The sequence below is a fragment of the Lentilactobacillus hilgardii genome, assembly GCF_009832765.1.
Lineage (GTDB): Bacteria > Bacillota > Bacilli > Lactobacillales > Lactobacillaceae > Lentilactobacillus > Lentilactobacillus hilgardii.
In genome coordinates this window covers 331,869-344,252 of the sequence record NZ_CP047121.1, presented here as the reverse complement: position 1 = coordinate 344,252, position 12,384 = coordinate 331,869, and the positions used below count along the sequence as shown (strand labels likewise).

Annotated in this window: 10 protein-coding genes; 2 read left to right on the top strand and 8 right to left on the bottom strand. The window is 42.7% G+C overall.

Annotation, left to right across the window (positions count from 1 at the left end; all coding sequences use genetic code 11):
* Positions 1-28: 28 nt before the first annotated feature.
* Positions 29-1,213: a trans-sulfuration enzyme family protein gene (locus tag GQR93_RS01585; RefSeq protein WP_003551681.1), complete on the top strand. Its 1,185-nt coding sequence runs from the start codon at positions 29-31 to the stop codon at positions 1,211-1,213.
* On the top strand, positions 1,179-1,739 hold the full coding sequence (epsC, locus tag GQR93_RS01580; protein WP_003551679.1) for a serine O-acetyltransferase EpsC: 561 nt from the start codon (positions 1,179-1,181) through the stop codon (positions 1,737-1,739). Before GQR93_RS01585 ends, epsC begins: the two co-directional genes overlap by 35 nt.
* 85 nt (positions 1,740-1,824) lie before the next feature.
* Here epsC and icd read toward each other — a convergent pair whose 3' ends face one another.
* From icd to GQR93_RS01540, 8 genes are all read right to left on the bottom strand, one after another.
* Positions 1,825-3,114, bottom strand: a complete 1,290-nt coding sequence (icd, locus tag GQR93_RS01575) for an NADP-dependent isocitrate dehydrogenase (protein ID WP_003551677.1) — start codon at positions 3,112-3,114, stop codon at positions 1,825-1,827.
* Entirely contained in the window at positions 3,107-4,210 is a 1,104-nt protein-coding gene (locus GQR93_RS01570; RefSeq protein ID WP_003551675.1) for a citrate/2-methylcitrate synthase, read from the bottom strand. The genes icd and GQR93_RS01570 overlap by 8 nt, the downstream gene beginning before the upstream one ends.
* A gap of 24 nt (positions 4,211-4,234) precedes the next feature.
* Entirely contained in the window at positions 4,235-6,868 is a 2,634-nt protein-coding gene (gene acnA / locus GQR93_RS01565) for an aconitate hydratase AcnA (protein ID WP_003551673.1), read from the bottom strand.
* Between the two features lie 373 nt (positions 6,869-7,241).
* Positions 7,242-7,991 (bottom strand): DUF4430 domain-containing protein, encoded by a 750-nt coding sequence (locus tag GQR93_RS01560; protein ID WP_003551672.1) that lies wholly within the window; start codon positions 7,989-7,991, stop codon positions 7,242-7,244.
* Between the two features lie 23 nt (positions 7,992-8,014).
* Complete coding sequence (locus GQR93_RS01555; RefSeq protein ID WP_035444254.1) at positions 8,015-9,064, bottom strand: prenyltransferase/squalene oxidase repeat-containing protein; 1,050 nt, start codon at positions 9,062-9,064, stop codon at positions 8,015-8,017.
* A gap of 7 nt (positions 9,065-9,071) precedes the next feature.
* Entirely contained in the window at positions 9,072-9,755 is a 684-nt protein-coding gene (locus GQR93_RS01550) for an ECF transporter S component (RefSeq protein WP_003551668.1), read from the bottom strand.
* 32 nt (positions 9,756-9,787) lie between these two features.
* The gene (locus GQR93_RS01545) at positions 9,788-11,449 is read right to left on the bottom strand and encodes an ABC transporter ATP-binding protein (protein ID WP_003551666.1); all 1,662 of its coding nucleotides are present in this window, start codon (positions 11,447-11,449) and stop codon (positions 9,788-9,790) included.
* Positions 11,437-12,333 (bottom strand): energy-coupling factor transporter transmembrane component T, encoded by an 897-nt coding sequence (locus GQR93_RS01540; protein ID WP_003551664.1) that lies wholly within the window; start codon positions 12,331-12,333, stop codon positions 11,437-11,439. The genes GQR93_RS01545 and GQR93_RS01540 overlap by 13 nt, the downstream gene beginning before the upstream one ends.
* Positions 12,334-12,384: the final 51 nt, after the last annotated feature.

Below are 12,384 nucleotides of genomic sequence, written 5' to 3'. Positions count from 1 at the left end.
AATAGAAAACAGAAAGAGGTAACTCATTATGGAATTTGATACAAAATTAATTCATGGCGGCATCAGCGAAGACGAAAACACAGGCGCAGTTTCAGTTCCGATTTACATGGCATCAACTTTCCACCAACAAAAAATCGGTGAGAACAAATACGAATATTCCCGGTCAGGCAACCCTACTCGGGAAGCGGTTGAAAAATTAATTGCCGAACTCGAAAGCGGCACAGCAGGATTCGCTTTTGCCTCAGGCTCAGCAGCAATCGACACAGTCTTCTCAATGTTCTCTGCAGGAGACCATTTCGTTATCGGTAACGATGTCTATGGTGGTACCTTTCGATTAATTGACGCTGTTTTAAAACGATTTGGCATGACGTTTACAGTCGTTGACACGCGTGATTTAAACGCCGTTGAACAGGCTATTACACCTGATACCAAAGCTATTTACCTGGAAACCCCAACAAATCCTTTGCTGAGGGTCACTGATATCCAAGCAGTTGCCAACATTGCGAAGGAGCATGGCATCTTAAGCATCATTGATAACACGTTCTCCTCACCGTACGTACAACGACCACTTGAGCAAGGCGTTGATATCGTCCTTCACAGTGCCTCTAAATATTTGGGAGGTCACAGTGACGTGATTGCCGGTTTGGTCGTCACCAAAGATGAAAAATTAGGTGAAAAAATCGGTTATTTGCAAAATGCTATTGGTGGCATTTTGGCACCACAAGAAAGCTGGTTGCTTCAACGCGGCATCAAAACACTCTCCTTGCGAATGCGTGCTCATTTGGCTAACGCGGAAGCAGTTTTCAATTACCTTTCCAATCAACCACTTGTAAGCAAAATTTACTATCCGGGAGATCCCGACAACCCCGATTATGAAGTTGCCAAGAAACAAATGCACGGCTTTGGTGCCATGATTTCGTTTGAACTTCAAGACGGCCTTGATCCAAAACAATTCGTTGAACAGCTTCACGTGATCACTTTGGCTGAAAGCTTGGGTGCCCTTGAGAGCTTAATTGAAATTCCTGCCCTAATGACTCATGGTTCGATCCCACGTGATATCCGACTGAAAAACGGTATCAAAGATGAATTGATTCGCCTTTCCGTTGGCGTTGAAGATCAAAAAGACCTGTTGGCCGATTTGGAACGCGGATTCAACCAGCTTAAGGGGAGAAAAAATAATGTTTCAAACAGCAAGGTCCATTCTGAAGCGTGATCCGGCAGCCCATAGTCTTTTAGAAGTCCTTTTAACCTATCCCGGAATTCGCGCACTATTCTGGTATCGAATGGCGCACTTTCTTGCCTTTCATCGGCTTTATACACTTGCCGGATTGTTGAGCCAACATGCTGCTAAGGTCACCGGTATCACCATTTCTCCAGAAGCCCAAATCGGTAAACGTGTCTTTATCGATCATGGAACAGGCGTTGTGATTGGTGCAACTGCAATCATCGAAGACGACGTCACAATCCTGCATGGTGTCACGTTGGGAGCCAGAAGAGCTGTTGAAGGCCGACGGCATCCCTATGTCAAACGAGGAGCTTTCATTGGTGCCAACGCCCAACTATTAGGTGCAATTACGATTGGTTCTTCAAGCAAGATCGGTGCCGGCGCAATTGTCTTAAAAGATGTTGCTGATCAAACAACTGTTGTCGGCAATCCTGCCAGAAGAGTCAAAAAGCCTGAAGCAAAGGTCATCAGTGTCACTTTTACAGAATTAAATGCAGGAACTAAACATAAGTAAAAACAAAAGCATCTTGAAAATTTTCTATTTGGGAGTAGAAAATCTTCAAGATGTTTTTTCGTAACTAATTTATAGAGGCAACTGCTCAATTAACCTCGGTCTTTTGAGGGGCTTCTTCAATTAATTGTGCCACATACTCGCCAAACCCACTGGTGCTCAAAACTGTTGCATCAGGCGTTTTAGCAAAATCAACCGTTACATGATGCGACTTAATTGCCCGTTTAATCCCAATTCGAATCAAATTGGAAACATCATCCCAACCCAGATAGTCAAACATCATTGCACCAGATAAAATGATTGAAGTCGGGTTCAACTTATTTTGCCCGGCAAATTGAGGTGCCGTTCCGTGGGTTGCTTCAAAAATGGCATGACCGGTTTGATAATTAATGTTCCCACCAGGTGCAATGCCAATACCGCCAACTTGGGCTGCCAGGGCATCTGAAATATAATCACCGTTTAGGTTCATTGTCGCAACCACTTCAAAATGCTCTGGATAGAGTAATGCCTGTTGGAAAAAATTATCAGTGATGACATCATTTACAATCAGTTTTTGTTCGTCTCGCGCAGTTTGATAAGCCTGGTCAGCAGCTTTTTCTCCCTGATCCGCTTTGATTTGATTGTATTGATTCCAAGTAAAAACTTTGTCTCCGTACTTTTCAGCAGCCTCATATCCCCACTTTTTAAAACCACCCTCGGTTTTTTTCATAATATTACCCTTATGAACCAAAGTCAGGGTATGGCGATTGTTTGCAAACGCATAGTCAATAGCTGCATCAACAAGCCGTGTTGAACCCTGCTTTGAAATTGGCTTAATTGCGAAGGCAGACGTGTCAGGAAAACGAACTTTGCTTAATTTATCCTGTTTGGCAAGTAGACTTTTCCATTCCTCAGCGTCTTTAGTGTCAACATCACTTTCAATTCCAGCGTAAATATCTTCCGTATTTTCTCTGAAAACATCAATATTAACGTTCTCCGGATGAACAACCGGAGATGGTGTGCCCGGATAATAGGTGACCGGTCGAAAACAAGCATACAAATCCAATTTCTGGCGTAACGTCACATTAATTGAACGATGGCCGACACCAATCGGTGTTGTTAGCGGGCCCTTAATGCCAACCAAGTATTCCCGTAGTGTTGCCAATGTCTTATCCGGCAACCACTGACCGGTTTTCTTATAGGCTGTCTCCCCAGCCAATAACGGTAACCAGTTAACCTGCTTTTGACCGTCATATGCTTTCTTGACAGCCGCATCAAACACCGTTTTAGCTGCTTTCCAAATTTCGGGACCAATGCCATCCCCCTCAATAAAGGGAATCGTTGGGTTGTTTGGGACTTGAAGCTGACCATTGTTCATTGTCAATTTTTCTTCAGTCAATTGAGTTTTCCTCCTTATCGGCGAGGTAATGCCGATTTGTCTTACCAACGTACTCAGACGATGGTCTAATCAGGCATCCCTCCGCCTGTTGTTCGATAATATGAGCCAACCACCCCGCTGTTCGACATGCGGCAAACATCGTTGTGAAGGTCTGCCTATCGAGATTAAAACAATGATAAATCAACGCCGTATAGTAATCAACGTTTGGATGGAGATGCGTTTTTTCGAACATATAGTCTCTAATCTGTTCTTGTAAAACAAAATAGGGATCATTGCCCGTTTCATGAGCAATTTTACGGGCAATTTCCCGCAATATGGCTGCCCGTGGATCACCATCTTTGTATACTCGATGTCCAAATCCCATAATTTTATGTCCACTGGTAATTCGTCGTTCAACGTATTGAACCGGGTCCTGTCCCGTTTCACGAATGGTTTCAAGCATTTTAAAAACCTGTTCGTTAGCGCCGCCGTGAAGAGGCCCCTTTAATGCGCAAACGGCTGCAGTTAGACACGAATAGTAATCTGATTTTGTAGACGCAACAACCCGGGCAGTGAACGTTGATGCATTAAATTCGTGATCGGCATGAAGAACCATAACCGTATTAAACATTGAAACCTGTTCAGCTGTTGGCCGTTTCCCTGAAAATAAATAGATAAAGTTTTCAACAACGCCCCAATTCTTACGAGCATGTTTAATGGGTTTATCGTTTCTGATTCGAATAATTGCTGCGATAGCCGTTAACATTTTTGCTAAAATGCGCGGCGGATCATCGCGTTCAACATCATTAGTTGTTCCAAGAAGTGAAACCGTCGTTCTCAAAATGCTCATTGGATGTTGCGGTTCCCTTGCAATCCGGGCCATTAATTGAACGGTTTCATAGGGTAATGCCATTTGTGAAACCAGTAGTTTCCTAAAATCTTTTAATTCATCAGCATTTGGTAATCGTGTATGCCACAGCAGGAAAACAACCTCTTCAAACGGCGCGTTTTTCAATTCCTTAATCGGATATCCTGCATATGTCAAAATGGCATTTTTGGTTGAACTGACCTTGGTCTGATCAACAACAACACCAGCTAATCCTTTTGGTAATTCCATTTAGTCACCTCTGAGCATCAAAACTCATCCATTGCTTGTCGTACTTTTGGTAGTTGCCTTATTAGAAACAATCATCGGCATAATGCCGCCATCTTTGTAATACGTCCAATCTACCGGTGTATCAAAGCGAATGATCGTATCAAATTTTATTTGCCCGCCATCCTTTTTTGCAGTTACATGTGCCACTTTGCCATCCAAGTCAATCGAGAAGGTTTCGGTACCGTCTAATCCCAACGACTCTGCGGTTTGACCAGGCTGGTATTGAAGTGGCACGACACCCATCATCGCTAAATTGGCACGGTGAATGCGTTCGAAGCTTTCCGCAATGATTGCTTTGACACCCAACAGTTTGACACCTTTGGCAGCCCAATCACGAGAAGAACCCATACCATAATCCTTACCGGCCAATACCACTAATCCCGTATGATCAGCCTGATACTGTTGTGCCGCTTCAAAAATGGTGGTTTCTTCATTTGTTGGTAAATATCGGGTAAACCCACCTGTCTTATCAGGCGTTAATTGATTTCTCAATCGGATATTTGCCAAAGTCCCACGCATCATAACTTCATGATTTCCACGACGGGAACCATAGGAATTGAAGTCTTTAATTGCAATTCCCTTGGATTTCAAATACCGCCCGGCAGGTGTTTGTGACCCAATGTAGCCAGCTGGAGAAATGTGATCGGTTGTAATCGAATCACCCAGCTTGGCAAGTACCCGAAGGCCGGTTAAGTGTTTACTTCCTGCTTCATTATCAAAAAATGGTGGAGACGCAATGTAAGTTGAATCGTCATCCCACTGATACGTTTCCGATTCCGGTGCAGGCAGTGCATCCCAGGTCGCATTTTGATTCAAAATTGATTGGTAGTTCTTTTGGAATTCTTTTGGTTTCAAATATTTTTGACTAAGTTGTGCCACTTCCACATCTTTTGGCCATAAATCTTTCAAATAAACCGGGCTGCCATTCTTGGAAGTCCCGACGGGTTGTGTTGTGAGATCAATATCACAAGTTCCTGCCAGCGCATAGATAACAACGAGAGGTGGTGAGGCCAAATAAGTATCCTTAATGAGTGGGTTGACCCGCCCTTCAAAGTTCCGGTTACCACTTTCAACCGCTGCAATCGGATAAGGATCCTTTGTCAGACGAGTCTGGAGATCCTCTTTTAACTGACCTGAATTTCCAATACAGGTCGTACAACCATATCCAACCAAATTAAATCCGAGTTTGTCCAAATAGGCTTGCAATCCCGAAGCAGCCAAATACTGTGTTACCACTCGAGACCCCGGTGCCAATGATGTTTTGACATAATCGGGAACCTTTAGGCCTAATTCAACAGCTTTTTTGGCAATTAACCCGGCCGCCAACAACACTTGAGGATTGGATGTATTGGTACAACTGGTAATAGCAGCAATCCCCAGAGAACCTACCCGAATGTTGAATTGCTTACCACCAACTTCTACGGGATAGTCAGGCATCTCACGCCGATCATCGAATTGTTTGGGCATATCTTTTAGGTAGACCGTGTCCTGTGGTCGGTTAGGTCCAGCCAAACTGCTTTGAACACTTGCCAAATCAAGCGATTCATCCTCGCTATAATGGCGAACAGCCTTTTCGTTATAGAAAAGATGATTGGCTTTTGCATAATTTTCCACCAGATCAATTTGTTTGTCAGATCGGTTAGTCAATTTCAAGTAATCAATTGTTTGTTGATCGATTGGGAAGAATCCGCAAGTAGCACCATATTCCGGTGCCATATTGGCAATGGTTGCCCGATAGGCAAGTGGCAAACTTTGTGTCCCCTCACCATAAAATTCAACAAACTTTCCAACAACATTGTGTTCCCGTAATAGATGCGTCAATGCCAGAGCAAGATCGGTGGCCGTAATACCCTCACCCAATTTACCAGTCAGTTTAACGCCCACTACTTTAGGCATTGGCATATAAGTCGCTTCTCCCAACATACTGGACTCAGCTTCAATGCCACCGACACCCCAACCGAGAACACCCAGCCCATTAATCATCGTTGTGTGAGAATCAGTACCCACTAATGTATCCGGAAAGGCTTCATAACTCCCGTCCGTCAACTGTTTTGCGTGGATAACATCTGCAAGATATTCCAAGTTCACTTGATGAATAATCCCAGTATCGGGTGGGATAACCGTTAGATTTTCAAAACTATTCTGGGCCCATTTTAAAAATGTATAGCGCTCACTGTTTCGTTTGAATTCTTGTTGAATATTATAAGAGAAAGCTTCGTCATTTCCAGAGTGATCAACTTGGACAGAATGATCAATAACCAAGTGGACCGGCACCTCCGGATTAATTGAGCTGACATTCCCGCCTCGCTTGGCAACCGCATCGCGCATCGCTGCCAAATCAACCAACGCTGGGACACCCGTAAAATCTTGAAGAATAACCCGTTCCGGCTGATGAGGAATATCCTTGTCATGCTGGTGATCCCAGTCATTGAATGCCGAAAGAACCTGTTCTCGTTCAGGTTCCCGATCAGCATGTCGCAATGCTTCTTCCAGCAAAATCCGAATGCTGTAGGGAAGCGTTTCAACATCTTGCCCATGATCCCTCAAATATGCGTCAATATTGTAAAACCGGTATGAACCGCCCGATAAATTGAGTTGTTGCCGGTACGATTTGTTCATAAAAAGATCCACCGTCCTTCGTAGGTGTCAACGAATCATTAATTTCTTCAATTATAAAAGCCGAATATTTTTCAGTTTCCCCAATTAAATTGTTAACAACTCATCTTATTTTAATGTTAATTTCATGTATATTTAATCTAACCGCAAGAATGGACTGTGTCAAGGTTGATTTGTATTATTATGTACGTTTAAGTGTTGAAATGAAAAGAAATCCATTATTGTGAATTCGGTTTTAAATTGGCATATAAAACCAAAAAGGCATCTAGACCAATTAACGATCCAGATACCTATCAAGTCACTTTTAATTTTTTTCAATGCCAGGCTACTTTTTATGAAAAAGGATCACTATTTCTAAGTTCATACCATTCTGAAATTACGGATGATATCCATCAACTGAAAAATACCAATGAACTTTATCACCGGCTTTAATTTTTTTGTCACCAGCAGATTTATCAACGTATTTGCCGTTAACCGAGTACATCCAACCACTGCCAACCTTGACATCATTTTCTTTCAAGCCGTTAATAGCACTGACATAAATGGCCGGGTTGCTGGTATAAGTGACCTTCAAGCGGGTTTTCATTAGCAACGAAAAAGCCGTTGATTTACCGGTGATTTTTTGAACTCCGGCATACAATTGTTTCTTATAACCCGAAACTTTGATATATGCTTTACCGACCGTCGCCGCTTGAGTCACCTTAGCAGTTTTGTGATGACCACCAGTCGACGCTTTTGCCTGCTTTTGCTTTGAAGTGGGACGCTTGGCTACTGGTGATTTTGCAGATGAAGGACGAGTTGTTTTAACCGAAACCCGATTTTTATCAACATGATGCCTATTTGAAGAAGCCGTCCTTGTTCCACTGACCTTGTTACCTGCCGTCTCCTTGGCTGAAAGTGATTTCCCTTTAGCTTGCTTCTTTTTCTTATCTGTTTTCGGCTTAGCTTTAGTGCTTGAGCTCTGTGACTTGGTCGAACCCGACTGACGCTTTGGCTGACTTGAAGAACGGTTAAGCTGTGCTGTTCTAGACTGATTCTGTGCATGCTGTGCGACAACTTCACGAATACCAAATGCCAGTCCGAACACTAAAACAACCGCAATTAAAATACCAATTATCTTTTTCATTGATTAAAAACAGCCCTTATACCTTAATTAAGTGAGTAAACCGAGTGCTTCTTTTGTGCTTGGCGGTAAGCCGCGCTTGCCAAGTTCACCTGACCGACACCCAACGTTTGACTTGCAGCGCCCTTAATTGAACCGGTCTTATTAACGTAACCCAACATTGCACGTAATGGAGAGGCAGTTTGACCATCTTTAAAAGCACTATTAGCATATTTCAAAGTATTCCGTTTCGTTGAAAATGCAATAATCGCTTCTGCGGTTGAATTGGCATTTGGCATATTCTTGCCATTATAAGTGTACCCATAAGCCCCGTTATCGTAAACCGCACCCTTTAAGTAGCTTTGACCCTTTTGAAGAGCGGATTGAACAGTTGATGAACCAGCCTTGCCACGAGCCAAACTCACAACCGCCATTGCTGTTGTGTCGCTGTCAACGGCTGCTGCCGTATTATTATAAGCCCAACCATTATTACTTTGTTGATTCTTCACAATCAGGTTACTCAAGCTGGTCTTGGAAAATTTAGCAGTTGATGGCCGTTTGAATTTAGAACTCATTGATACAGCAATCAGTGCTTGACTTTGAACGTTAACTGTTTGTTTAGTCATCGACTTTTTGTAAAGTGCACTAACCAAGTTAACCTTTTGCTTAGTCCCTGCAAGTCTAAAACTTTGTGGATTATAGCCAATCGCTTTGAGTCCCATAATGGCATTTGCCAAATCAGCAGGTGTGCTCTTCTTATTTAAAACTAAATTCTTGGCAACTCGTTGTCGTTGCGTCTTCGTAAAGTGATACCCCAGTCCTTTAAGACCCAACAAGAAGTCTGAATATCCTGCAGCCGCACCGGTTGCAGGGTAAGCCTTTCGACTAAATAATGCCGTTGTTTTTCCCGATAAACCAGATTTGTTCTTCACAAGCATTTTCTTAGCATAACTGTAACTCGCCTTTACTTTGGTGCTCTGATAGCCGGTTGTTGCCGTTTTAACGCTAGCCGCATTGACCGTTGCAACTGGTGTCACAACTCCAAAAGTTAGTAAGCTGACTGCCGAAAGCATTAATACCTTCTTAAAATTCCTCATAAATCCATTACTTCCCTTCGTTATTTGTAGTAGGCAGAAAATTATATTTGTCATCAAGACGGCTAAACAATCTCTGCCAGGGTTTTGAAAACAGTGCAAGCAGCACTGCATTTGAAGCACTATGATAAAAATCAAACTTCACGCTCAAAAGAAAATAAGCCAGCACCGTTTTAAAGGTTAATGGATGAACATACATCATTGCTGACCAGGCGTCCATTATCCAGCCAAATATGAATCCCCAAACAGCACCGAAAATGACCAGTGGCATTACTTTCTTACCGATAACAGTATGAGCAATTAATCCTGCTGTGAATCCCATCAGTCCCCAAGCAAACATCTGCCAGGGCGTCCATGGCCCTTGACCAAAGAAAAGATTCGAAACAAGTGCGGTAGTTGCACCAACAACAAATCCCAGTTCCGGCCCAAGAGACATTGCACCCATAATAATCACAAAACTGGCTGCCTGAGCACTGGGGATCCATGCAAACGCCAATCTGCCCACAACTGCCAAAGCAATTAGGATGGCCATAAACATCAATGTCGTCGTCTTGAGCTTTTCATGTTCAAAGCGCCAGTACACCATCAACATACTGCATAGTAAAATCATGAAACTAAACATTAAATAATGTCCGCCACGCAACAACTGGAACAGCGTTAGAAAAATGCCCATGACTATAAATACTAGCGTCATCCGAAAAATGGTGAGCTTGGAAATATGTCGGTTCACTTGGCACCATCCTTTCCGGCTCTTACATCGGACACTAGGATTGCATCCGGCACCTGATCCCTTAATAGTCGGTTAAGGGCGGTCGTAAAGAAAAAGTTTCCCGAGAAAAAACGTCGGCGGGGCAAAATTGATTCAAGACGACCATCAAACATAAATCCACAGTTTCCGGAAAAAGCTGCAGCAAAGGCCATATCATGAGTCGCCATAATAATTGCCCCACCCCTACGTTGATAACTCAGCAACTGTTCACCAATTAAGTGCTTGGTATTTGGATCAAGGCCATTGGTCGGTTCATCCAAAACCAATAGCTGTGGGTTGGCGATCATTGCAATTGCCAGCCCCAACAACTGTTGTTGACCGCCACTCAGGTCAAACGGATTTTTGTTTTCAAGGCCCGTTAATCGCAAATTTTCCAACGTTTTTTGAGCTCTGGTTTCAGCGTCGGTGATCCCCAGCTGTTTTGCCTGCACCATCAGTTCTTTGAATACAGTCTCATTTCCAAACTGAAGGCTGGGTTCCTGAGATAAAAACGATAGTCGCTTTATCCGTTCAGTCGTCTGCATCTTCCAAACGGTTTTTCCAACTAAGTTGATTCTACCATGCTGGGGTTTTCGCAACCCGCCAATTAAGCTCAATAACGTTGATTTTCCTGAGCCATTCTTACCAACAATTGTCAGCCACTCTCCTTGGCGAATGTCTAAACTCAAGTGATCCACAACGTTTTGCCGTTCATCAAACGTAAACGACACGTTTTTCAGTGACACAATGATTGACGCCTCTTTTGGCCTCTCAGCTGTTTTTAAATCAGAATTTACTGATTCAAATTGAAGATTTTTAGCATGAATCACCCGCTGACCGGAACTAACCGAAAGAGGTAATTGACCGGCTTGTGGATAGTTGCGTAAAAACAAAGCCGGTATTTCAGGAACGAACCGCTGTAATTGGGCTTTCTGGAACATCTGTGACATAACAACAGCCGGCGTATCATTGACTGCTATCCGACGATTTGAAATCAGCACCATTCTATTGGCCATCGTAATGGGAATTGCCAAATTATGCTCGGTCATCACAATTGTCATTCCCAATTCCTGATGGATTCTAGATAAAATTGTCATAAAATTTTGTGTCATTAATGGATCCAACTGAGCTGTCGGCTCATCCAGAAGAATAACTTTGGGACGCAGAATCATTACCGATGCCAGATTAACAATTTGAAGTTGACCGCCCGATAGATCATCAACTCGTTTGTGCAGCCACTGATCCAACCCGAGATAATTGGAGAGTTCAGCTACACGTCTGCCGATTTCTTGGCTGGGACACCCGATATTCTCCAACGAAAACGCCAATTCCTCTATGACTGTTGCCATTACCGGCTGATTCCTTGGATTCTGACTGACAAAGCCAACCATTTGGGCGCTTTGCAGTTGAGTGAATGTTGAGATGTCCTGATGCTGAAACGTGATATGCCCGCTTCGATGACCATTTGGCATCAGTTCTTTTTTTAGGTGACTTAATAAAGTCGTTTTGCCACTACCGGTATCTCCGGCAATCAGTAGAAAATCATCCGTAAAAATTTTTAAATTAACATTTTCCAACGTTGATTCAGTTGCATGTGGATATGTAAATGTTAAATGATCAATGCCAATTAGTTCGTCCATAAATCAGCCACCTTTTCTGAAATTATCGGAATTAATAGAAAAAGGCCCAGCAAACAAAGAATCCAACCATCTGCTACGGAAAATGAACCATTGAACTTTAAGGCTGAATTTGTCCAACCAAATGATCCAGCTTTAAAACCTATCAGAACCAAAAAAACAATCAGCGAACCCGTCATGAAAAGGCTATCGGAAAACTGCCATTTAAAGATTCTGTAATGACTTCGCTTTGTTGCGCCAAATCCCCTCGCATCCATGCTTCGAGCTCTCTCCATTCCCGAAACAAGTGCACCCTCAAGTAAGATACCCAAAAAATGCATCCCAACACTCAGCCGCTGTCTGATCGACCCATTAAAAGGATCCACGTTTCTGGTCTGTTGATAAAGAACCAATCGCTTAAACTGCAAATTAAAAGTATTAACCAAATTAATTGAAAGAACAACCAATAGCGCCAATCTGGGACTTACCGGTGAAAAGACAGCCAACAATTTATTAGTTGTTAAAATCGAATTAAATAATGCAAAAGCCATTAACATTTCAACCAACATCAATCCCATGACACTCCCATAGAGTATAGCAGGAAAAGAAAGCTTAAACGATAATCCTAAAATCGATGTCTGCCACAAATACGGACCAGCACCCTGGTTCAAAAAAACATTGAATACAACGATTGTTAAAAACATTAAACAACTAAACTTAAGTTGACGCTCCACCTTCCTGATGCCAAGATAAAACCAATTCAAAAATACAATTAGAAGAAAAGCGGTCAGTACGATACTAACATGATTGAACAACAGTAATAATGTAATCAGTCCCGCAAAATATCCGGTTGCCGCAAGTGGATGAATATGAAAAAAGAAACGTTTTTGGATCGATATCCGACTCACAGTTTTTTCCCCTTTCCTGCTATAACCGTTTTAGCAGATCAACATCTCCAC

What these genes read in the sequence shown, in the direction of transcription:
- GQR93_RS01585 (WP_003551681.1), top strand. Translation starts at nt 29, where the DNA reads ATGGAATTTGATACAAAATTAATTCATGGCGGCATCAGCGAAGACGAA.
- GQR93_RS01570 (WP_003551675.1), bottom strand. Translation starts at nt 4,210, where the DNA reads ATGGAATTACCAAAAGGATTAGCTGGTGTTGTTGTTGATCAGACCAAG.
- GQR93_RS01545 (WP_003551666.1), bottom strand. Translation starts at nt 11,449, where the DNA reads ATGGACGAACTAATTGGCATTGATCATTTAACATTTACATATCCACAT.
- epsC (WP_003551679.1), top strand. Translation starts at nt 1,179, where the DNA reads ATGTTTCAAACAGCAAGGTCCATTCTGAAGCGTGATCCGGCAGCCCAT.
- GQR93_RS01550 (WP_003551668.1), bottom strand. Translation starts at nt 9,755, where the DNA reads ATGACGCTAGTATTTATAGTCATGGGCATTTTTCTAACGCTGTTCCAG.
- GQR93_RS01560 (WP_003551672.1), bottom strand. Translation starts at nt 7,991, where the DNA reads ATGAAAAAGATAATTGGTATTTTAATTGCGGTTGTTTTAGTGTTCGGA.
- acnA (WP_003551673.1), bottom strand. Translation starts at nt 6,868, where the DNA reads ATGAACAAATCGTACCGGCAACAACTCAATTTATCGGGCGGTTCATAC.
- GQR93_RS01555 (WP_035444254.1), bottom strand. Translation starts at nt 9,064, where the DNA reads ATGAGGAATTTTAAGAAGGTATTAATGCTTTCGGCAGTCAGCTTACTA.